Origin of the sequence: Enterobacter cloacae complex sp. P40C2 (assembly GCF_014930695.1) — a bacterium.
Taxonomy (GTDB): domain Bacteria; phylum Pseudomonadota; class Gammaproteobacteria; order Enterobacterales; family Enterobacteriaceae; genus Enterobacter; species Enterobacter pasteurii.
This window is the reverse complement of the sequence record NZ_JADBRP010000019.1, coordinates 12,025-32,108: the sequence shown is the minus strand read 5'-3', so window position 1 is coordinate 32,108 and position 20,084 is coordinate 12,025. Positions and strand designations below refer to the sequence as shown.

At 59.3% G+C, this 20,084-nt stretch carries 22 protein-coding genes; 4 read left to right on the top strand and 18 right to left on the bottom strand.

Annotated features, from left to right (window positions below; genetic code table 11):
- On the bottom strand, positions 1 to 907 hold a 907-nt coding region (locus tag IM304_RS21650), incomplete at its 3' end, for a LysR family transcriptional regulator (protein WP_193362880.1).
- Positions 908 to 1,009: 102 nt separating this feature from the next.
- Between IM304_RS21650 and IM304_RS21645 the strand changes: the two genes are divergently transcribed.
- Positions 1,010 to 1,420, top strand: coding sequence for a CidA/LrgA family protein (locus tag IM304_RS21645; protein ID WP_148422183.1), 411 nt, complete (start codon positions 1,010 to 1,012; stop codon positions 1,418 to 1,420).
- A complete protein-coding gene (locus IM304_RS21640) occupies positions 1,413 to 2,102 on the top strand; it encodes an LrgB family protein (protein WP_176608942.1) in 690 nt (229 codons plus the stop codon). Before IM304_RS21645 ends, IM304_RS21640 begins: the two co-directional genes overlap by 8 nt.
- A 31-nt stretch (positions 2,103 to 2,133) precedes the next feature.
- On the opposite strand, the gene actP is transcribed toward IM304_RS21640, so the two are convergent.
- From actP to acs, 3 genes are all read right to left on the bottom strand, one after another.
- Positions 2,134 to 3,783: a cation/acetate symporter ActP gene (gene actP / locus IM304_RS21635; protein ID WP_148422179.1), complete on the bottom strand. Its 1,650-nt coding sequence runs from the start codon at positions 3,781 to 3,783 to the stop codon at positions 2,134 to 2,136.
- A complete protein-coding gene (locus IM304_RS21630) occupies positions 3,780 to 4,094 on the bottom strand; it encodes a DUF485 domain-containing protein (protein ID WP_003860260.1) in 315 nt (104 codons plus the stop codon). The genes actP and IM304_RS21630 overlap by 4 nt, the downstream gene beginning before the upstream one ends.
- A gap of 136 nt (positions 4,095 to 4,230) precedes the next feature.
- Positions 4,231 to 6,189, bottom strand: a complete 1,959-nt coding sequence (acs, locus tag IM304_RS21625) for an acetate--CoA ligase (RefSeq protein WP_193356742.1) — start codon at positions 6,187 to 6,189, stop codon at positions 4,231 to 4,233.
- A 423-nt stretch (positions 6,190 to 6,612) separates the two neighbouring features.
- Here acs and gltP point away from each other — a divergent pair, with 423 nt between their 5' ends.
- Positions 6,613 to 7,926 carry a glutamate/aspartate:proton symporter GltP gene (gene gltP / locus IM304_RS21620; protein ID WP_148422177.1) on the top strand — a complete coding sequence of 438 codons (1,314 nt, stop codon included), beginning with the start codon at positions 6,613 to 6,615 and terminating at the stop codon, positions 7,924 to 7,926.
- A 53-nt stretch (positions 7,927 to 7,979) separates the two neighbouring features.
- On the opposite strand, the gene IM304_RS21615 is transcribed toward gltP, so the two are convergent.
- The 3 genes from IM304_RS21615 to fdhF all read right to left on the bottom strand — a co-directional run bounded on the left by IM304_RS21615 (position 7,980) and on the right by fdhF (position 11,396).
- Positions 7,980 to 8,654: a tetratricopeptide repeat protein gene (locus IM304_RS21615; protein WP_193356743.1), complete on the bottom strand. Its 675-nt coding sequence runs from the start codon at positions 8,652 to 8,654 to the stop codon at positions 7,980 to 7,982.
- Between the two features lie 121 nt (positions 8,655 to 8,775).
- Positions 8,776 to 8,928, bottom strand: a complete 153-nt coding sequence (locus IM304_RS21610; protein ID WP_193356744.1) for a Hok/Gef family protein — start codon at positions 8,926 to 8,928, stop codon at positions 8,776 to 8,778.
- A gap of 320 nt (positions 8,929 to 9,248) precedes the next feature.
- Positions 9,249 to 11,396, bottom strand: a complete 2,148-nt coding sequence (fdhF, locus tag IM304_RS21605; RefSeq protein ID WP_148422171.1) for a formate dehydrogenase subunit alpha — start codon at positions 11,394 to 11,396, stop codon at positions 9,249 to 9,251.
- 292 nt (positions 11,397 to 11,688) lie between these two features.
- On the opposite strand from fdhF, the gene yjdP reads away from it, so the two are divergent.
- A complete protein-coding gene (gene yjdP / locus IM304_RS21600) occupies positions 11,689 to 12,012 on the top strand; it encodes a DDRRRQL repeat protein YjdP (protein ID WP_193356745.1) in 324 nt (107 codons plus the stop codon).
- 40 nt (positions 12,013 to 12,052) lie between these two features.
- Here yjdP and phnP read toward each other — a convergent pair whose 3' ends face one another.
- The 11 genes from phnP to phnF are packed head-to-tail and all read right to left on the bottom strand — an operon-like array spanning position 12,053 to position 20,079.
- Positions 12,053 to 12,811 (bottom strand): phosphonate metabolism protein PhnP, encoded by a 759-nt coding sequence (gene phnP / locus IM304_RS21595; RefSeq protein ID WP_148422167.1) that lies wholly within the window; start codon positions 12,809 to 12,811, stop codon positions 12,053 to 12,055.
- A 9-nt stretch (positions 12,812 to 12,820) separates the two neighbouring features.
- Positions 12,821 to 13,255, bottom strand: coding sequence for an aminoalkylphosphonate N-acetyltransferase (gene phnO / locus IM304_RS21590; RefSeq protein WP_148422165.1), 435 nt, complete (start codon positions 13,253 to 13,255; stop codon positions 12,821 to 12,823).
- Positions 13,248 to 13,799 (bottom strand): ribose 1,5-bisphosphokinase, encoded by a 552-nt coding sequence (gene phnN, locus IM304_RS21585; protein ID WP_193356746.1) that lies wholly within the window; start codon positions 13,797 to 13,799, stop codon positions 13,248 to 13,250. The genes phnO and phnN overlap by 8 nt, the downstream gene beginning before the upstream one ends.
- A complete protein-coding gene (gene phnM / locus IM304_RS21580; RefSeq protein ID WP_193356747.1) occupies positions 13,796 to 14,932 on the bottom strand; it encodes an alpha-D-ribose 1-methylphosphonate 5-triphosphate diphosphatase in 1,137 nt (378 codons plus the stop codon). The genes phnN and phnM overlap by 4 nt, the downstream gene beginning before the upstream one ends.
- On the bottom strand, positions 14,929 to 15,609 hold the full coding sequence (phnL, locus tag IM304_RS21575; protein WP_148422291.1) for a phosphonate C-P lyase system protein PhnL: 681 nt from the start codon (positions 15,607 to 15,609) through the stop codon (positions 14,929 to 14,931). Before phnL ends, phnM begins: the two co-directional genes overlap by 4 nt.
- Before the next feature lie 56 nt (positions 15,610 to 15,665).
- Complete coding sequence (phnK, locus tag IM304_RS21570; RefSeq protein ID WP_148422159.1) at positions 15,666 to 16,421, bottom strand: phosphonate C-P lyase system protein PhnK; 756 nt, start codon at positions 16,419 to 16,421, stop codon at positions 15,666 to 15,668.
- Entirely contained in the window at positions 16,418 to 17,263 is an 846-nt protein-coding gene (gene phnJ / locus IM304_RS21565) for an alpha-D-ribose 1-methylphosphonate 5-phosphate C-P-lyase PhnJ (RefSeq protein ID WP_193356748.1), read from the bottom strand. Before phnJ ends, phnK begins: the two co-directional genes overlap by 4 nt.
- Entirely contained in the window at positions 17,256 to 18,320 is a 1,065-nt protein-coding gene (locus tag IM304_RS21560; protein ID WP_193356749.1) for a carbon-phosphorus lyase complex subunit PhnI, read from the bottom strand. The genes phnJ and IM304_RS21560 overlap by 8 nt, the downstream gene beginning before the upstream one ends.
- Positions 18,320 to 18,904, bottom strand: a complete 585-nt coding sequence (gene phnH / locus IM304_RS21555; protein ID WP_176608934.1) for a phosphonate C-P lyase system protein PhnH — start codon at positions 18,902 to 18,904, stop codon at positions 18,320 to 18,322. Before phnH ends, IM304_RS21560 begins: the two co-directional genes overlap by 1 nt.
- On the bottom strand, positions 18,901 to 19,353 hold the full coding sequence (gene phnG, locus IM304_RS21550) for a phosphonate C-P lyase system protein PhnG (RefSeq protein WP_148422152.1): 453 nt from the start codon (positions 19,351 to 19,353) through the stop codon (positions 18,901 to 18,903). Before phnG ends, phnH begins: the two co-directional genes overlap by 4 nt.
- Complete coding sequence (gene phnF, locus IM304_RS21545) at positions 19,354 to 20,079, bottom strand: phosphonate metabolism transcriptional regulator PhnF (protein ID WP_176608932.1); 726 nt, start codon at positions 20,077 to 20,079, stop codon at positions 19,354 to 19,356.
- Positions 20,080 to 20,084 lie beyond the last annotated feature (5 nt).

Here is a 20,084-nt window from a genome sequence, read left to right as displayed (position 1 = left end):
GTGTGCAGTTCCGTCTGGCTGGCGCGGCTGTTACCCAAAACCCCTCGCAACACTCCAGCCACGCCTGCGCGCTGTGCGACAGATACACCCCTTCCCGCCAGATCATCCCCAGCTGCCAGTGGAGATCGCTTTCGAGTGGGATCCAGCGCAGCGTGCTTTTATCCAGACGCTCGCAGATGGGCTGCGGCAGAATGGCAATCCCCACGCCCGCCTGCACCATGGCAGCCAGAAAATCCCACTGGCCGCTGCGCACCGCAATGCGCGGCTTCACGCTGTGATGATTAAACAGCGCCATCAGCTGGCGGCTTAAGGCGAAATCTTCGTTATAGATCAGCAAAGGGTGTTCGCCGAGCAGCTCGGGCTTCACCGAGTCAGTTTTCAGCCAGTCGCCGGAGCGCGGCACCAGAACGCACAGCGGATGGCTGAACAGCGGCAGCGTCGCCAGGCCGCTCTCTTCCTCCACGGGAAGGGCCGTCATGGCAACGTCCAGCTCGCCGTTCATCACCGCCTGCTGCACGGTCAGGCCGCCAAACTCGGAAATTTTTAGCTCAACGCCGGGGTAGCGCTGGCGGAACAGGCTTATCGGTCCGGCCATCATCATGCCGACCATCGGCGGAATGCCGAGCCGCAGCAGCCCCTTCGTCAGGTGGTTGATGTCGCCAAGCTCGGCCTCCAGCTGGCGGAACTCTGCGAGGATCGCCAGCCCGCGTTCGAACACCACGCGTCCGGTATCGGTCAGCAGCAGCTTGCGTCCGTCGCGGATCAGCAGGGTACAGTTCAGCTCATCCTCAAGGTTTTTCAGCATCTTGCTGATGGTGGGCTGGGTAACGAACAACTTCTCCGCTGCGCGGGTAAAACTTTGCTGGCGAACCACCTCGACAAAATAGCGCAGCGTTCTTATGTCCATGATTATTCCTCGAAACTATACCTTCGATGATTTTAATTCATTTCAGTCGATTACGTACGCTCACTATACTGGCGCCTCGTCTCATTTCTGAGGAAAACCCCCATGGCCGTGGCGTTAAGCCGTGTTACGCCTGCCGTTGTGCAACGACTCCAGGTACCGGTTCAGGTACTGCTCTACGCGGGACTGTTTGTTTTTGCGGAATATCTTGTCGACTGGCTGCATCTGCCTTTACCCGCCAACCTGGTGGGGATGGTGCTGATGCTGACGCTGATCCTCTCGCGCGCCTTGCCCCTTAGCTGGGTGCGGGCCGGCGCGCGCTGGCTGCTGGCGGAGATGCTGCTGTTCTTCGTGCCGGCCGTGGTGGCGGTAGTGAACTATGCGCAGCTGCTGATGGTCGACGGCTGGCGCATCTTCGCGGTTATCGCCCTGAGCACGCTGATGGTGCTGGGCGCCACCGCCTGGGTGGTGGATAAGGTGTATCGGTTTGAAATCAGCAGGCACAAGCATGACTAACTTTCAGATAAGCGTGCTGTGCCTGATTGCGACGGTGGCGATCTACTATGCCAACAAGCGCCTGTATCGCCGCTTTCGCGCGCTGCCGCTGATGCCGCTGGTCTTTACGCCGATCCTGCTGGTGCTGATGCTGGTCTTCGGCCATATCTCCTGGCAGAACTACATCGGCGAATCCCACTGGCTGCTGTGGCTGCTCGGACCGGCTACCGTCGCCTTTGCGGTGCCGGTGTATGACAATCTGCGCGTTATCAAACGTCACTGGATGTCCCTCAGCGCGGGCGTTATCACCGCGACGGTGGTGGCGGTGTGCAGTTCCGTCTGGCTGGCGCGGCTGTTTACCCTGTCCGATGAAATTCAGCGCAGCCTGGCCGTGCGTTCGGTGACCACGCCGTTTGCGCTGGCGGCCGCGAAGCCGCTCGGCGGACAGCCGGATCTGGTGGCGCTGTTTGTGGTGGTCACGGGCGTCTTTGGTATGGCGGTGGGGGATGTGCTGTTCCTGCGGCTTTCTATCCGCGAAGGGATGGCGAAAGGGGCGGGGTTTGGCGCGGCGTCGCACGGTGCGGGGACGGCGCGTTCGTACGAGCTCGGCCAGCAGGAAGGAGTCGTGGCAAGCCTGGTGATGATGCTTTCGGGCGTTCTGATGGTGCTGATTGCACCGCTGGTGGCGTGGGTGATGTTTTAAAACCCCGACCGGAGCGGCCGGGGAGTAAGGCTTAGTGCGCGCGGCCCTGCTCAACGCCCAGGCCGGTTTGCGAGCGGATAAACTGGGCGCGGAATTTCTCACGCTCCAGGTTACCCTCCGGCGAATTATCGGTAGCCGAGAAGAACCAGATCCCGATAAACGCCACGGCAATGGAAAACAGCGCCGGGTATTCATACGGGAAGATCGCGCTTTCGTGACCGAGGATCTGCACCCAGATGGTCGGGCCGAGGATCATCAAAATCACCGCCGTCAGCAGCCCCAGCCAGCCGCCAATCATTGCCCCTCGGGTGGTCAGTTTTGACCAGTACATGGAGAGCAGAATGATCGGGAAGTTACAGCTTGCGGCAATCGAGAAGGCCAGCCCCACCATAAAGGCGATGTTCTGCTTCTCAAACAGAATGCCCAGCAGGATCGCCACCACGCCCAGCACCAGCACGGTAATTTTGGAGACCTTCAGCTCATCGCGCTCGCTTGCGCCTTTACGGAAGACGTTGGCGTAAAGATCGTGGGATACCGCAGACGCGCCAGCCAGCGTCAGCCCTGCAACCACCGCGAGGATGGTGGCGAAGGCTACGGCAGAGATAAAGCCGAGGAACAGGTTACCGCCCACCGCGTCGGCCAGATGCACCGCCGCCATGTTGTTACCGCCGATCAGCGCGCCCGCCGCGTCCTTAAACGCCGGGTTTGCACCCACCAGCATGATCGCGCCGAAGCCGATGATAAAGGTCAGGATGTAGAAATAACCCATAAAGCCGGTGGCGTAGAACACGCTCTTACGCGCCTCACGCGCGTCTGATACCGTGAAGAAGCGCATCAGGATATGCGGCAGGCCTGCGGTACCGAACATCAGGCCGAGACCGAGAGAGAGCGCGGATATCGGATCTTTCACCAGCCCGCCCGGGCTCATGATCGCTTCCCCTTTCGGGTGCACCGCCATCGCTTCGGTAAACAGATTATTGAAGCTGAAGCCGACGTGCTTCATCACCATAAAGGCCATGAAGCTCGCGCCGAACAGCAGCAGCACGGCTTTGATGATCTGCACCCAGGTTGTGGCGAGCATGCCGCCGAACAGGACGTACATCACCATCAGCACGCCAACCAGCACCACCGCGACGTGGTAGTTCAGGCCGAACAGCAGCTCGATCAGCTTGCCTGCACCCACCATCTGAGCGATCAGATACAGGGCCACCACCACCAGCGAACCGCAGGCGGAGAGCATGCGGATAGGGCCTTGCTTCAGACGATAGGAGGCTACGTCCGCAAAGGTATAGCGGCCAAGGTTACGCAGGCGCTCGGCAATCAGGAACAGAATGATCGGCCAGCCGACGAGGAACCCGAGGGAGTAGATCAGGCCGTCATAGCCGGAGGTATAGACCAGCGCGGAAATCCCGAGGAAGGAGGCGGCAGACATAAAATCACCCGCAATCGCCAGGCCGTTCTGGAAGCCGGTAATATTGCCGCCCGCGGTGTAGTAATCGTTACGGGAGCGCACGCGCTTTGACGCCCAGTAGGTGATGTACAGCGTCAGCACGACGAAAATCAGGAACATAACAATCGCCTGCCAGTTGGTAGGCTGGCGCTGGACCTCGCCGGTAAGGGCATCTGCCGCGTGGGCGGCAAAGGGAAGTGTGGCGGCAAGCGCCGTCAGGACTCGCTTCATGATGCTTTTACCTCTTGCAGTACCGCTTTATTGAGGCGATCGAATTCGCCGTTCGCGCGCCAGACGTAGACGCCGGTCAGCAGGAATGAAATCACAATAACGCCAATGCCAATCGGGATACCGCGCGTGACGCTGGTTCCGGCGTGCAGCGGCGTGCCGAGCCACTGGGGGGCAAAGGCGATCAGCAGAATAAAGCCGACGTAGATAATCAGCATGATGATGGAAAGCAAGAAGGCAAACCGTTGCCGTTTTTCGACCAGCTCCCTGTAGTGCGCACTATTCTCTATCTGCTGACAAATATCGTTATTCATCACAGAAATCTCCAGAAGTAAGGTTGGTTTGTTTTTAGTCCCCTCTCCCCTTTGGGGAGAGGGTTAGGGTGAGGGGAGGAAGGTGCGGTCTGATGCCCTCACCCCGGCCCTCTCCCACAGGGAGAGGGAGAAAAGATTATGAAGGCATTGCGATGGCCTGCTTCTCTTCGAGCAGTTTGTCCACCACGCCAGGATCGGCAAGCGTCGAGGTGTCGCCGAGGTTACTGGTGTCACCTGCCGCGATTTTGCGCAGGATTCGGCGCATAATTTTGCCGGAACGGGTTTTTGGTAAGGAGTCCGTCCAGTGCAGTACGTCCGGCGTGGCAAGCGGGCCGATCTCCTTACGCACCCAGTTACGCACCTCGGTATACAGCTCTGGCGACGGCTCTTCGCCGTGGTTGAGGGTAACGTAGGCGTAAATCGCCTGGCCCTTAATGTTGTGCGGAATGCCAACAACCGCCGCTTCGGCGATTTTCGGATGCGACACCAGCGCCGATTCAATCTCTGCCGTGCCGAGACGGTGGCCGGAGACGTTAAGCACGTCGTCCACGCGCCCGGTGATCCAGTAATATCCGTCTTCATCACGGCGCGCGCCGTCGCCGCTGAAGTACATGTTTTTAAAGGTGGAGAAGTAGGTCTGTTCGAAGCGCTCATGATCGCCGAACAGGGTACGCGCCTGTCCCGGCCAGGAGTCGACGATCACCAGGTTGCCTTCGGTAGCGCCTTCCTGCGGGTTGCCTTCGTTATCCACCAGCGCAGGCTGCACGCCAAAAAACGGCTGAGTTGCGGAGCCGGCTTTCAGCCGCGTAGCGCCGGGCATTGGGGCGATCATAAAGCCGCCGGTTTCGGTCTGCCACCAGGTGTCCATCACCGGGCACTTCTCGTTGCCGATTTTCTTCCAGTACCACTCCCAGGCTTCAGGGTTGATAGGCTCGCCTACGGATCCGAGAATACGCAGGGATGAGCGATCGGTGCCTTCGATGGCCTTGTCGCCTTCCGCCATCAGCGCACGGATGGCCGTCGGCGCGGTGTAGAGAATGTTGACCTGGTGCTTATCCACCACCTGGCACATACGCGCCGGGGTCGGCCAGTTCGGTACGCCTTCAAACATCAGCGTCGTTGCGCCGCAGGCCAGCGGACCGTACAGCAGGTAGCTGTGACCGGTGACCCAGCCCACGTCGGCGGTGCACCAGTAGATGTCGCCCGGATGGTAGTCGAAAACGTATTTAAAGGTCGTGGCCGCGTAAACCAGATAGCCGCCGGTGGTATGGAGGACGCCTTTTGGCTTGCCGGTGGAGCCGGAGGTATAAAGGATAAACAGCGGATCTTCCGCGTTCATCTCTTCCGGCTGGTGCTGGTCGCTGGCGTTTTCAATCAGGTCGCTCCACCACAGGTCGCGCCCCTCGTTCCAGTCGATTTTGCCGCCGGTGCGCTTAAGCACAATGACGTTCGTGACGGATTTTACGCTCGGGTTTTTCAGCGCGTCGTCGACGTTTTTCTTCAGTGGGATACCGCGTCCGGCGCGCACGCCCTCGTCAGCGGTGATCACCAGCTTCGAGTTCGAGTCAACGATGCGTCCGGCAACCGCTTCCGGTGAAAAGCCGCCGAAGATAACGGAGTGGATGGCGCCAATGCGCGCGCAGGCCAGCATCGCCACTGCGGCTTCCGGCACCATTGGCATATAGATAGCCACCACGTCGCCCTTTTTAATGCCCTGGGCCAGCAGGACGTTGGCGAAGCGGCACACGTCGCGGTGCAGCTCTTTATAGGAGATATGTTTGCTCTGAGAGGCATCGTCGCCTTCCCAGATAATAGCCGTTTCGTTGCCGCGTTCCGCCAGGTGGCGGTCCAGGCAGTTCGCCGCCAGGTTCAGCGTGCCGTCTTCATACCATTTAATGGAGACGTTGCCCGGCGCGAAGGAGGTGTTCTTTACCTTCTGATAAGGTTTGATCCAGTCGAGGATATGGCCCTGCTCACCCCAGAATGCGTCAGGGCTGGATATGGATTGCTGATATTTCTCGTGGTACTGCTCCGGGTTGATCAGGCAACGGTCCGCAATGTTTGCGGGAATGTCGTGTTTGTGTATTTGGCTCATGGCTTTTTTTCTCCTTGTAAGATGTTAATAATATGTCGCAAAAACGTTAATAGTAGGGGCTTTACAAGCTTTGTTTAGTATTTGGGCGACAGATCACGCAATGTTTGAATAGTATGAAAATTGAGCGAATGAAACTTTGAAGGGAAATAATTCAACTGAAGAATTATTCACTTTTTTGAAGTGAAAATAGTTTGTATAACAAACGGTTATTTATGCGTATTGTTATAAATTACCGTCATTGACCCTTTTTGCAGTGAAATGCCTTGTTCTTTAAGGCTTGCGCAGCATGCCGTGCAAATGATACTCATACGCCGCGTTAAAAAATCCCATAAACCAACGCAACACAATTCATACCCTTTCAGTATGTCTCCATATTCATGCAGTTTTGATGGTGCGGAGATTTCATTGAGGAAGTCAGTTTCTATGAAAAATTTGAAAGTCAGCCTGGCCTGGCAGATCCTGCTGGCCCTTGTGCTGGGCATCTTGCTGGGCAGTTATCTCCATTATCATAGTGACAGCCGCGAGTGGCTGATTGCGAACCTTCTCTCGCCGGCGGGCGATATCTTTATTCATCTGATCAAGATGATCGTTGTACCGATTGTGATCTCGACGCTGGTGGTCGGTATCGCCGGAGTGGGTGATGCGAAACAGCTGGGCCGCATCGGTGCAAAAACAATTATCTATTTCGAAGTGATCACTACGGTTGCCATCATTCTCGGCATTACCCTGGCGAACGTGTTCCAGCCAGGTTCCGGGATCGATATGTCGCAGCTGGCGACGGTGGATATTTCGAAATATCAAAGCACCACCGCCGACGTGCAGAGCCATGCGCACGGACTGATGGGCACGATCCTGTCGCTGGTTCCGACCAACATCGTGGCATCGATGGCGAAGGGCGAGATGCTGCCGATCATCTTCTTCTCGGTTCTCTTCGGTCTGGGGCTCTCTTCACTCCCGGCGACGCACCGTGAACCGCTGGTAACCGTGTTCCGCTCTATCTCTGAAACCATGTTCAAAGTGACCCACATGGTGATGCGCTATGCACCGGTCGGCGTCTTTGCGCTGATCGCCGTGACCGTGGCGAACTTCGGCTTTGCTTCCCTGTGGCCGCTGGCGAAGCTGGTGATTCTGGTGCACTTCGCGATCCTGTTCTTCGCGCTGGTGGTGCTGGGGATTGTGGCGCGTCTGTGCGGGCTCAGTATCTGGATCCTGATCCGCATTCTGAAAGATGAGCTGATTCTGGCGTACTCCACGGCAAGCTCCGAGAGCGTGCTGCCGCGTATCATTGAGAAGATGGAGGCCTACGGTGCGCCGGCCTCCATTACCAGCTTCGTTGTACCGACCGGTTACTCCTTCAACCTGGATGGTTCAACGCTGTATCAGAGTATTGCGGCAATCTTTATCGCTCAGCTGTATGGCATTGACCTGTCGCTGTGGCAGGAAATCGTGCTGGTGTTGACCCTGATGGTGACCTCAAAGGGCATCGCAGGCGTGCCGGGCGTCTCGTTCGTGGTGCTGCTGGCAACGCTGGGCAGCGTCGGTATTCCGCTGGAAGGCCTGGCGTTTATCGCCGGTGTGGACCGTATCCTCGATATGGCGCGTACCGCGCTGAACGTGGTGGGCAATGCGCTCGCCGTGCTGGTTATCTCCAAGTGGGAACACAAGTTCGACCGTAAAAAAGCGCTCGCGTATGAACGCGACGTGCTGGGCCGTTTTGATAAAACGGCTGACCAGTAATGTAACGTATCCTTCCCTCTCCCCTGTGGGGAGAGGGTCAGGGTGAGGGGGTTCTACTCCCCGCTCAGCGCATCAAACTCCTCGCACCCCGTATCAAACCCCTCGGTACAGCTCAGGTTCAACCAGTAGAGCGCTTTCTGTTTATTCGGCGTGATAAAGCCTTTCTCACCCTGCCTGAACAGCATTCCTGCCCAGTACTCCGCATAGCCCGTGCGTGACAGGGCTGAACTCCGCTTGAACCACGACGCGGCCTGCACGTCATCCTGCGCCACTTCTACACCGTTGGCATAAATCAGCCCCAGCAGCAGCTGCGCGTCTACCGCCGAGTCGCTATCAATGTCTTCGGTAGCCGTTTGCAGCAGCCTGATGGCCTGTGGGTAATCGGTACTGCCCGCCTGCGTGTTCACCAGCAACCGCGCCAGCATGATTGCGCCGCGTTTGCTGCCGGCAATGTTCGCCTGCTGGGCCAGGGCTTTAGCCTGCGCATAGTCGCCCTGCGTAAAGAGGATTTGCGACAGCAGCGCCATAGCGTCGACGTCGCCGCCCTTTGCCGCTTTTTCTGCCCACCGTGCCGCCTGCGCGCTATCGCCGGAGCTGAACCAGGTGTCAGCGAGATAATACTGCGCGCGCGCATCGCCGGCTTCAGCCTGCTTTTTATACTGGCTGCCAATCTCGTCGGCGTGGGCAAAAGCGGTAAAAAATAACAACAACAAAAAAATGGATTTCATGGATTCTTATCATCTGGGTACATGCCGCGCAGTATAGTCGCGGTGACAGAAGAAAAAAACGGGTGCGTTAAGACCTCAGCATCCTACAAGCCGGGCGGAACCGTCGCTCCGCCCGAAGAGGTTAGCCTGCGTTGCAGGCTAATTTCGCCGCCACCTCCCGATGTTCACCCTTAATTGAAAACTCGCATAGCTTGCCGCGAGTAATAAAGGTAAATACCACTATCATCAGGCAAATAATAAAGACGATGCCTAACGCAGTTTTTAATGGCGTCATGCCTTTTACTCCTTGTGAAAAATAGAATAAGAGGCTACTCTCAACCTGTTGGTAGTTGAGGGGTAGCCTCGGGTAAATGACGATTTCCCGGGGCTTTCCACCTTCTGTCCCTCAACCATGCTCAAGACAGAAAGCCTTAAGCACCCGCCGCATATCTTATCTGCCTGAATCAAAATGCAAAGATGTCATTCATTTTCTTGTGAATTACATTTTTCTGCGAGACGCCTTCAGAGATATTTATAGATATTATTAATGGTTATGCCAGAAATAATAATGGGGTGAATATTTCACCCCATTTATTCATTGAATAATTAACAGCTTCATCCCATTGCGCTTTCACGCAGGCGGGCTTTCAGCTTGTTATATTCGTCGATCACATACTGTTCCGCAGCGCGCTGATCCGCTATGGGTTCCACGTTTACGGCGCAGTACTTATACTCCGGCGTTTTGGTTATCGGGCTTAAGTTCTCCGTCACCAGCTCGTTACAGGCGCCAATCCACCACTGGTAGGTCATATACACCGCGCCTTTGTTCGGACGGTCACTGACCTGCGCGCGGGTAATGATGCGGCCCTTACGGGAGTTCACCCACACCAGCGCTTCATCCTCAATACCGAGCCGCTCGGCGTCGGCGGTGTTGATTTGCGCGTAGCCCGGTTCGTCCGCCAGCGCCGCCAGCGCGGCACAGTTACCGGTCATCGAACGACAGGAGTAGTGGCCCACTTCGCGCACGGTGGAGAGCACCATCGGATACTCATCGGTGAGTTTATCGATCGGCGCGACCCAGTCGCAGGTGAAGAACTGCGCCAGCCCGTTCGGGGTATCGAATTTCTCCTCAAAGAGATAAGACGTTCCCCGATCGTCCTCCGACTCGTCCCGGCACGGCCACTGGATGTAGCCCAGCTCACCCATTTTTTCATAGGTAGCACCGTAGAAGTCCGGGCACAGATGACGCAGTTCGTCCCAGATCTCCTGGGTATTGTTGTAGTGCATCGGGTAGCCCATGCGGGTGGCGATTTCGCTGATGATTTGCCAGTCGGTTTTCAGATCCCATTTCGGCTCAACCGCCTTAAAGAAGCGCTGGAAGCCGCGGTCTGCCGCCGTATAGACACCTTCATGCTCGCCCCAGGAGGTCGACGGTAAAATCACATCCGCCGCCGCCGCGGTTTTGGTCATAAAGATATCCTGGACGATGACCAGCTCCAGATCCTCAAAGCCTTTGCGCACCGCGGACAGCTCGGCGTCGGTCTGGAGCGGATCTTCACCCATGATGTACGCCGCACGCACTTCACCATGCGCCGCACGGTGCGGCAGCTCGCTGATGCGATATCCGGTATGTTCCGGCAGGCTCTCCACGCCCCAGGCCTTCGCAAACTTCTCGCGGTTTTCCGGGAATTTTACGTACTGATAGCCTGGATAGGTATCCGGCAGCGCACCCATATCGCACGCACCCTGCACGTTATTCTGGCCACGCACCGGGTTCACGCCCGTATGCGCTTTACCCAGATTGCCGGTCAGCATGGCGAGGCTGGTCAGCGAGCGCACGGTTTCCACGCCCTGATAGAACTGGGTCACGCCCATACCCCAGAGGATGGCGGCGGTTTTGGCCCCGGCATACATGCGTGCCGCCTGGCGGATCTCCTGCGCGCTCACGCCGGTTATCGCTTCCACCGACTCCGGCGTATAGCCTTCGACGATTTTCCGGTACTCCTCAAACCCTTCCGTACGGCTTGCAACAAACGCCTGGTCGTACAGGTTCTCCTCAATAATGACGTGCCCCATCGCATTCAGCAGCGCGATATTCGAGCCGTTTTTCAGTGCGATGTGCATATCGGCAATGCGCGCGGTTTCGATTTTGCGCGGATCGCAGACGATAATTTTCGCCCCGTTCTGTTTGGCGCGAATCACGTGGTTCGCAACGATGGGGTGAGAATCCGCCGGGTTATAGCCGAAGATAAACACCAGATCGGTGTTATCAATCTCATTAATGGCATTACTCATTGCGCCGTTACCGACCGACTGGTGCAGACCTGCAACCGATGGGCCGTGTCAGACGCGAGCGCAGCAGTCAACGTTATTGGTACCAATAACGGCGCGCGCGAATTTTTGCATTACATAGTTGGTTTCATTCCCGGTTCCGCGGGAGGAGCCGGTAGTCTGAATCGCATCGGGTCCATACTTGGCCTTAATAGCGCTGAGGCGCGAGGCGACGTAATCCAGCGCCTCATCCCAGGAGACGGCTTCCAGCTTGCCGCCGCGCTCGCGGCGGATCATAGGGGTTTTCAGGCGTGGCGTGAGGATTTGGGTATCGTTAATAAAATCCCAGCCGTAGTATCCTTTCAGGCACAGCGTGCCCTGATTGGTTTTACCCTGCGCCGCTTCCGCCCGGACGATTTTGCCGTTATCGACCACCAGGTGGATCTTGCAACCTGAGGCACAATAAGGGCAAACCGTGACGACTTTTTTCATCACTTTGCTCCAGTTAAACAGTTCTTACCTGCCCATTATGCAGCTTCTATGCCATGTTTTTGTTGTGGGTATTCCCTGACTTTACGACCCTTTGTCGGGCAAAACCCTGACGAAAAACAGGCAATCGTCAAAATTGACGTGTCGAAAGGGCAGGGGGAGGTGACGGGGATTGAATAAACCTTCGGCAAGCCTGAGCGGCGATGCTCAGGTGATGATAATTTGAGATTCCTCCGCTACACCGGCCAGTAGCCAGTCATTACCTTAAGGCCAGTTCACCTGCGAGTCTGGCCTTATGAAACGTTACTCTACCGCCCTGCTATGGGGTCTGCTGGCTTTAACCAGCCAGCTGGCGCATGCCGATGTGATTGATGATGCCATTGGCAATATTCAGCAGGCGATCAACGACGCCTATAACCCCGGCAGCAGCCGTAATGACGATGATGACGATCGTTACGATCGCAGCCGTCAAACCGACAGCCGGCAGTACGACGATCGCCGCCGACAGCTCGAAGACAGGCGCCGCCGCCTGGACGAACGCCAGCGCCAGCTGGATGATGACCGACGTCGGCTAGAAGAGGATGAACGCAGGCTGGAAGAGGATTACGAACGGTGGTAAGGACAGCCTGTTGCCCTCTCCCGCGGGAGAGGGAGATAACCTAATCCAGCACCAGTACCATCCCGTCATATCCCGCTTCGATGCCGTCCGGCAGCGGGTTATCCATCATCCACACGTCAAACTGATGGCTGATATGCGTCAGGATCACCTGCGGACAGCCAATCACCTCGTTCAGCGCAATCACGGTGTTTAAATCGCAATGGTTGCGCGGCGTCTCCGGGCGCGGTTCATGGCTGCAGTCGATAATCATCGCCTGCGGCTGGTTGTTGAGCAGGAACTTCACCGTTTTATCCGGCAGGCCGGCGGTATCCGAAAGCCACGCCACCCGGCTGTGGGCAGACTCCAGCAGATAACCAAAGGTAAGCTTTGAATGGTTGAGCGGCAGCGGCGTGACCCGCAGACCCTGTAGCTCAAACGTTACAAACGGCTCGACCGTGTGGCTGAAATCCAGCAGGCCAGGATGTTTAAACAGGTCGTCGCAGCCTGCGTCGTCAGGCGGCCCGTAGACCGGGATCGTCGCGCCCACGCCCCAGCGCAGGGGGAACAGCCCCTGAACGTGATCCATATGATAATGGGTAAGCAAAAACTGCTGGAAGCTGCCCGCAGGCCAGTCGTCCATCAGGTGCGGGATCCCCGCGTCAAGCAAGGTGACCGCATCGTTGAACTTAACGGCCGCGCTGCAGGGGCGACGACGATAATTCTCCTGCAAACGCGCCCGGCGGCACGCCGCGCAGTCGCAGCCAAAAACCGGCACCAGCTGCGCGCCTCCGGTACCCGTTAACGCGATCGTCAGACTCATGGCGCACCTCTACAGCGGTTTGGTGAATCGGAAATGGCTTTGCGTGTACCCTTCACGAACGTAAAAACGATGCGCGTCCACGCGCTTCACGCTGGTGGAGAGCTCGGTCAGCTCGGCGCCGGCCTGTCGCGCGAAATCTTCTGCCCAGGCGAGCAGCTGACTGCCCACCTTCAGCCCGCGCGCCTGCGGCATCACGACCAGCTCCTGGATCTCGCCGATCCAGCGGGCGTGGTGCAGGTGAAACTGCATGTGCAGGCCGATCATGCCGATGACCTGTCCGTCCAGCTCGGCAAGCTGGTAGCGCATATTGTGATCCTGAAGGTTGGCAAGAAATCCGGCGTGAAACGCCTGGCGATCGAATTCACACTGCTTAAGCTCGCAGATAAGGGCGTAAACGCTCTGTGCATCCTCGGCCGAGGCGGGGCGAAGCTGGCAGTCAGGCATGCTGTCTCTCCTTCTGGCGGATAAGGGATAGAAAGGTCTCGACTGACTGTAGCAAACTTCCGTCGTTATTGAGGACGTGGCACCCGGACGGGGCGTAGCGCGCCGCACGCGCCAGCCGCTCGTCTATCTCGCGCGCGTTCTCGCGTCCCCGGTTTTGCAGCCTGCTGCGCAAAACGTCCGGAGAAACCTGTAAACAGATCGGCAGCAGCGCCGTTTCGTAACGGGCGCGAGCCTGCGGGAGATGCGCCCGCGAGCCGTTAACCAGCACGTCGAACCCCGCGTGCAGCCAGAGATCGATCTCAATGCCCACGCCATAGTAAAAGCCGTTGGCGTGCCAGCTGAGCGCCAGCAGGTTTTGCCCGGCGCGGGTAAAAAACTCCTGCTCGCTCAGGGCGATATGGTTCTCGCTTCCGGCGTTAGCGGCGCGCGTAATGTAGCGGTGCGCCACCAGCAGCTGTGAATATTCCCGCTGCCGTAGCGCCGACAGCAGGCTGTCTTTACCGGAGCCGGACGGGCCCATTAGCCAGATTAATCTTCCCATCAAAACACCCTTTTTCCCTGACGCCAGACGTGGTCGATATGAACGTGTTCGCCCTTACGGTGGGCCAGCACCAGATCGGCCCGCTTGCCTTCGGCGATTTCCCCGCGATCGTGAAGGTGAAGCGCGGTGGCCGGGTTTTTCGTCACCAGGCGAATCGCCTGCGGCAGGGTGAAGCTGTTCTCCTCGTCCTCCGCCACGCGGAAGGCCGCATCCAGCAGGCTGGCGGGGTAGTAATCGGAAGAGAGGATATCCAGCAGGTCGAGGGAGGCGAGCGAACTTGCCGCCACGTTGCCGGAGTGCGAACCGCCGCGCACGACGTTCGGCGCGCCCATCAGCACGTTCATACCGTGCTTACGCGAGGCTTCTGCCGCCTCGAAGGTGGTGGGAAATTCGGCTATGACGCTGCCAAGCTGGTGGGATTCACGCACGTGGTCGTGCGTGGCGTCGTCATGGCTGGCCAGCGCGATGTTGCGGTCACGGCACATTGCGGCAATCGAAAGTCGGTTCGGCTGCGACCACCGCGCCGCAAGCTGAAGCTGCTCCTCTTCGTAGCGCGCCATCTCCGCATCGCTGAGGGCGTATTTGCCCTGATAGTATTCCCGATATTTCTCTATGTTGGCGAACTGGCGCTGCCCCGGCGAGTGATCCATCAGGGAGACCAGCGAGACCGGATCGCGGCCAACCAGTTTTTCAAACAGCGGCAGGGTGGTGTGGTGCGGCAATTCGCAGCGCAGGTGCAGACGGTGCTCGGCGCGGTTGAGGCCGCGTTTTTGCGTCTCTTCCACGGCGTTAATCATCTTCTCCAGATTCTCCAGTCGATCGCCGCCGTCGCGCACGTCGCCAATCGCTACCGCATCCAGTACGGTAGTGATGCCGCTGGCGACCATCAGCGCGTCGTGGCTGCTCATCGCCGAATGGGCGGGCCAGTCCACCTTCGGGCGTGGAGTGAAGAATTTATCGAGATTATCGGTATGCAGTTCGATCAGCCCCGGCAGCAGCCAGCCGCCTTCGCCGTTCATCGCCTCGGGGGAGCGGCTCTGGGTTTCGGCAAACGAGCGGATGACGCCGTCCCGGACGTCGACCGAACCCTCCACAACCTCGTTTTCCAGCACCAGCCTGACGTTATTGATAATCATGCGTTTTCCCCCATCGGATGCAGCCTGTCCGCCACGCGGTTGCGTACGGCGTCGTCGTGGAAGATCCCGACGATCGCCGCCCCGCGCGCTTTGGCCTGTTCGATCAGCTCCATCACCGCTGCGCTGTTTTTACCGTCGAGTGAGGCGGTAGGTTCATCCAGCAGTAAAATCGGGTAGTCGACGACAAAGCCGCGCGCGATGTTCACGCGCTGCTGCTCGCCGCCGGAAAAGGTTGACGGGGCGAGGTGCCACAGGCGCTCCGGCACGTTGAGACGCGCGAGCAGGCTGGACGCTTTGGCGACGCAGGTTTCCCGCGGCACGCCGAGGTCAAGCAGGGGCTGCATCACCACGTCCAGGGCGGAGATCCGCGGGATCACCCGCAGAAACTGGCTGACCCAGCCGATCGTCGAGCGGCGCACTTCCAGCACCTTGCGCGCCGGGGCCTGCACCAGATCGACCCACTCTTCGTTATGGCGTATGCGGATATGGCCTTCGTCCGGCAGATAGTTGGCGTACAGGGAGCGCAGCAGGGTGGATTTGCCGCTGCCGGAGTGGCCGTGCAGCACCACGCATTCGCCCTTGCTGACGTCCAGAGAGGCGTTTTGCAGCACCGGCAGGCGCACGCCGTTTTGCTGATGGAGCACAAAGGTCTTACTGACATTTTCAACGTGAATCATTTTGGCCTCGCGAATCGACTTGCCGGGTAAGCGCAGCGCCACCCGGCGAATGAGCATCAGTTCTGCAAAACAGATGACACCAGCAGCTGGGTATACGGATGATGAGGATCGTCGAGCACGCGGTCGGTTAGCCCACTTTCCACCACCTGGCCCTGCTTCATCACCAGCAGGCGGTCCGCCAGCAGGCGCGCAACGCCCAGATCGTGGGTGACAATCACCACGGCAAGGTTCAGCTCCACCACCAGACCGCGCAGCAGGTCGAGCAGGCGCGCCTGCACCGAGACGTCCAGCCCACCGGTGGGCTCATCCATAAACACCAGCTTCGGATGAGTGACCAGGTTGCGGGCAATCTGTAAACGCTGCTGCATGCCGCCGGAGAAGGTGGTGGGCAGGTCGTCGATGCGCGAGGCGGGGATCTCAACCTCTTCAAGCCAGCGCTGCGCCGTAGCGCGGATGCTGCCGTAGTGGCGCGCGCCGGTGGCCATCAGCCGTTCGCCGATGTTGCCTCCCGCCGATACCTGACGGCGCAGGCCGTCCATCGGGTGCTGGTGTACCACGCCCCACTCGGTGCGCAGCAGGCGGCGGCGCTCGGCTTCGCTCATGCCGTACAGCGACCTGCCTTCATACAAAATGTCGCCGTTCTGCGGCGTCAGGCGCGCGGAGATAGACTTCAGCAGGGTGGTTTTGCCGGAGCCGGACTCGCCGACAATGCCCAGCACCTCGCCCGGCCACAGCTCAAACGACACGTCGCTGAAGCCTTTTCCCGGCGCATAAAGATGGGTCAGGTTATTAACCGAAAGCAGCGGTTTCATTGGGCGTTCGCCTCGCTCTGTTGGCGGCAGTAATCGGTGTCGGAGCAGACAAACATCCGTTTGCCCGTGTCGTCCAGCACCACTTCATCCAGATAGCTGTGCGTCGAGCCGCAGATGGCGCACGGCTCGTCCCACTCCTGCACCGTAAACGGGTGATCGTCAAAATCCAGGCTTTCGACGCGCGTCCAGGGCGGGACGGCGTAGATGCGTTTTTCGCGCCCGGCGCCAAAGAGCTGCAGGGCGGGCATCATGTCCATCTTCGGGTTATCGAATTTCGGGATCGGCGACGGGTCCATCACGTAGCGACCGTTCACCTTCACCGGATAGGCGTAGGTGGTGGCGATATGGCCGAAGCGGGCGATATCTTCATAGAGCTTGACCTGCATGATCCCGTACTCCTCCAGCGCGTGCATGGTGCGGGTTTCGGTTTCGCGCGGCTCGATAAAGCGCAGCGGCTCCGGGATCGGCACCTGGAAAATCAAAATCTGATCTTCCGTCAGCGGGGTCTCCGGGATGCGGTGCCGGGTCTGGATCAGCGTCGCGTCTTCGGTTTTTTCGGTGGTGTTCACCCCCGTTACGCGCTTAAAGAAGTTGCGGATCGATACGGCGTTGGTGGTGTCGTCCGCGCCCTGGTCGATGACCTTCAGCACGTCCGCCTCGCCAATGACGCTGGCGGTAAGCTGGATGCCGCCCGTCCCCCAGCCGTAGGGCATCGGCATTTCACGGCCGCCGAACGGCACCTGATAGCCGGGGATCGCGACCGCTTTTAAGATGGCGCGGCGGATCATGCGTTTGGTTTGCTCATCCAGATAGGCAAAGTTGTAGCCGCTTAAGTTAGCCATTGGCGCGCTCCCGTTGCAGGCGTTTCAGCAGTTCCAGTTCGGCCTGGAAATCGACGTAGTGCGGCAGCTTGAGGTGCGAGACAAAGCCCGCGGCCTCGACGTTATCCGCGTGGGCCAGCACGAACTCCTCGTCCTGCGCCGGGCCGGAGACATGTTCGCCGTAGTCCGGCGCCTGCAGGGCGCGGTCAACCAGCGCCATTGCCATCGCCTTGCGTTCGCCGAGGCCAAACACCAGGCCGTAGCCGCGGGTAAAATGCGGATCTTCATTTTCTGGCGCGACAAAGCCGTTGACCATTTCGCACTCGGTCATCAGCAGTTCGCCGACGTTCACCGCAAAACCCAGCTCTTCCGGCACGATTTCAACGTCGATATAGCCGCTGCGGATCTCCGCCGCGAACGGGTGGTTGCGCCCGTAGCCGCGCTGGGTAGAGTAGGCGAGCGCCAGCAGGTAGCCTTCGTCGCCGCGCATCAGCTGCTGCAGGCGGGACGAGCGCGAGCAGGGGTAAACCGGCGGCGTGCGGGTGATGTCGTCGGGCTGTGCGCCCGTATCTTCTTCCGCCTTCGCCAGCCCCTGGTTTGCCAGCAGGCTGAAGACGTGCGGAGACGGTTCCTGCCCGGCGTCTGACGTGCTGAGCGTTGGGGCTTCGCCGTTCGCTAGCAGGGTGAAGTCCAGCAGGCGGTGGGTATAGTCATAAGTGGGGCCAAGCAGCTGGCCGCCGGGAATATCTTTATAAACGGCAGAAATGCGGCGCTCCAGGCGCATCTCCGCCGTGTTCACCGGCTCGCTGACGGCAAGGCGGGGAACGGTAGTGCGCCAGGCGCGCAGCAGAAAGATGGCTTCGACGTTATCGCCGCTGGCCTGCTTCAGCGCCAGCGCTGCAAGCTCGCGGTCGGCCACGCCGCCTTCGGTCATCACCCGGTCGACGGCCAGGTTAAGCTGCTGCTCAATCTGGGCGACGCTGAGCTCGGGAAGCTGTTCATCACCCCGTCGTCTGTGCTCCTGCAACGCATGGGCGGCGGCGATCGCCTTCTCGCCCCCTTTGACGGCTACGTACATCAGCACACCTCCACGTGTGTGGTCCGCGGGATCGCCAGCAGGCGCTCGCCGCAGGTCAGGATCAGGTCAATGCCCAGCGGGAACGGATGCGGGCGCTCGGTCAGCTCGTGAATAATGCACTCCGGCAGACGTGGCGCGACCATGCGTTCGTCGGCAATACCTGCACCGGTCAGGCGCAGCATGCGCCCGCCGCTCAGGCTGGAGACCTGCAAAATCAGCGTGGCGCTGGTTTCAGGGGCGACGGCACTGCCTTCGCTCAGGGCATTCAACTGCTCATGGCTGATTTGCTCGTCGGCCACGGCAAAGACCGCCTGCTGGGGCCGATCGACCAGCGGTGCGCTGGTGTGAAAACGCAGGTTCTGGCTGGCGATATCGTTCAGTAACGCGCCCGACAGCCACACCGGGGTGTCGTTGTCGGCCAGGGTCAGCAGCACGCTGGTGGAGGCGAGGTTCAGCGGCAGCCAGCCCTGCGAAAGCTGGTGCAGCGAAACGATCACCCCGGGCTCGCTCATGGCCTTCAGCAGACGACGGAAACTCTGTTGGGCATCCTGGACGGCAAGGGTAAAAGCAGGTTGAAGCGTCATGCGTTATCTCCGCGAACGAGCGTAAAGAAGTCGACCCGGCTGGTGTTCACCTCGGCCTGACGCGCGGCAATGCGTGCGGCGCGGTCGGCTTCCAGCGGGGCAATAAGGGTTTCCATTAACGTCTGAAAATGCGGCTGTTCCTGTAAAAGCGCGTCGATTACCGCGCAGCGCTCGGCGTGCGGTTTATCGCGGCCGAGCACATAGCTGTAACCCAGCGTGCCGCTGTGCAGGCGGATTGCCGCGCGGGTAAGGGTGGCGTCACCGGCGAAGAAGCGCTCGCCGGTGCCGCCCATGCGCGCCTGAATTTGTACCAGGCCAATTTCCGGCGCGCGAATGGTGTCGTAGTCCGGCGTCAGGCCGAGCGCTTTCATGCGGCTGTGCAGCGCGGCAGGCTGGCTGTGGGCCAGCACGCGCATCCAGCGCTGACGGGTGGCGGTGTCGAAGTGCATTCAGTGCTCCATGGTAAATTCAATCATGTCGGCGCGGGTCAGGCTGACGGAGTATTCCGTTGCGTTGATGTCGCCGTCACGGTGGTTGAGGGTGCGCACGCAGAGCAGCGGGGCCATGTTGGGAATTTCCAGCACCTTGCTCTCTTTCGCCTGCGCGCGGCGGGCGCTGATGCGCGTCTGGGTGCGTTTGAGGGCAATGCCGGTGGCGTCCTGAAGGAAGTCGTGCAGGGAACCGCTGGCAAAATGTTGCAGCACCGGCCAGAGGGTAAGATCCGCGAAGTAGTGGTCGATCTGGCACACCGCCACGCCGTTTACCCGGCGCAACGTGCGCAGATGAACGACGTTGTCGCCCTCCTGGATCCCCAGCGCGTCGGCTACGTGGCTGGAGGCCGGGCGCAGTACCGAGAGCAGCTTTTCGCTGGTGGGATGGCTGCCCTGGTCCAGCAGGTTCTGGCTAAAGCGCGCCTGCGCATTGAGCGGATAGTCGAACGGGCGCATCAGCACCAGCACGCCCACGCCCTGGCGACGCTGCACCCATCCGCGCTCCACCAGCTGGTCGATGGCGCGGCGCAGGGTATGGCGATTGACCTCGTAGCGGTCGGCAAGCTGCTGCTCGGCGGGCAGGTAGTCACCGCAGCGGTAGTGCGTGCGCAGCTCCACTTCGAGCTTTGCCGCAATCTCTTGCCAGCGGGTGGGGTAACTGGTCGGATGTCTGGATAAGTGCATATAAA

What these genes read in the sequence shown, in the direction of transcription:
- IM304_RS21645 (WP_148422183.1), top strand. Translation starts at nt 1,010, where the DNA reads ATGGCCGTGGCGTTAAGCCGTGTTACGCCTGCCGTTGTGCAACGACTC.
- IM304_RS21640 (WP_176608942.1), top strand. Translation starts at nt 1,413, where the DNA reads ATGACTAACTTTCAGATAAGCGTGCTGTGCCTGATTGCGACGGTGGCG.
- actP (WP_148422179.1), bottom strand. Translation starts at nt 3,783, where the DNA reads ATGAAGCGAGTCCTGACGGCGCTTGCCGCCACACTTCCCTTTGCCGCC.
- IM304_RS21630 (WP_003860260.1), bottom strand. Translation starts at nt 4,094, where the DNA reads ATGAATAACGATATTTGTCAGCAGATAGAGAATAGTGCGCACTACAGG.
- acs (WP_193356742.1), bottom strand. Translation starts at nt 6,189, where the DNA reads ATGAGCCAAATACACAAACACGACATTCCCGCAAACATTGCGGACCGT.
- gltP (WP_148422177.1), top strand. Translation starts at nt 6,613, where the DNA reads ATGAAAAATTTGAAAGTCAGCCTGGCCTGGCAGATCCTGCTGGCCCTT.
- IM304_RS21615 (WP_193356743.1), bottom strand. Translation starts at nt 8,654, where the DNA reads ATGAAATCCATTTTTTTGTTGTTGTTATTTTTTACCGCTTTTGCCCAC.
- IM304_RS21610 (WP_193356744.1), bottom strand. Translation starts at nt 8,928, where the DNA reads ATGACGCCATTAAAAACTGCGTTAGGCATCGTCTTTATTATTTGCCTG.
- yjdP (WP_193356745.1), top strand. Translation starts at nt 11,689, where the DNA reads ATGAAACGTTACTCTACCGCCCTGCTATGGGGTCTGCTGGCTTTAACC.
- phnP (WP_148422167.1), bottom strand. Translation starts at nt 12,811, where the DNA reads ATGAGTCTGACGATCGCGTTAACGGGTACCGGAGGCGCGCAGCTGGTG.
- phnO (WP_148422165.1), bottom strand. Translation starts at nt 13,255, where the DNA reads ATGCCTGACTGCCAGCTTCGCCCCGCCTCGGCCGAGGATGCACAGAGC.
- phnM (WP_193356747.1), bottom strand. Translation starts at nt 14,932, where the DNA reads ATGATTATCAATAACGTCAGGCTGGTGCTGGAAAACGAGGTTGTGGAG.
- phnL (WP_148422291.1), bottom strand. Translation starts at nt 15,609, where the DNA reads ATGATTCACGTTGAAAATGTCAGTAAGACCTTTGTGCTCCATCAGCAA.
- phnK (WP_148422159.1), bottom strand. Translation starts at nt 16,421, where the DNA reads ATGAAACCGCTGCTTTCGGTTAATAACCTGACCCATCTTTATGCGCCG.
- phnJ (WP_193356748.1), bottom strand. Translation starts at nt 17,263, where the DNA reads ATGGCTAACTTAAGCGGCTACAACTTTGCCTATCTGGATGAGCAAACC.
- IM304_RS21560 (WP_193356749.1), bottom strand. Translation starts at nt 18,320, where the DNA reads ATGTACGTAGCCGTCAAAGGGGGCGAGAAGGCGATCGCCGCCGCCCAT.
- phnH (WP_176608934.1), bottom strand. Translation starts at nt 18,904, where the DNA reads ATGACGCTTCAACCTGCTTTTACCCTTGCCGTCCAGGATGCCCAACAG.
- phnG (WP_148422152.1), bottom strand. Translation starts at nt 19,353, where the DNA reads ATGCACTTCGACACCGCCACCCGTCAGCGCTGGATGCGCGTGCTGGCC.
- phnF (WP_176608932.1), bottom strand. Translation starts at nt 20,079, where the DNA reads ATGCACTTATCCAGACATCCGACCAGTTACCCCACCCGCTGGCAAGAG.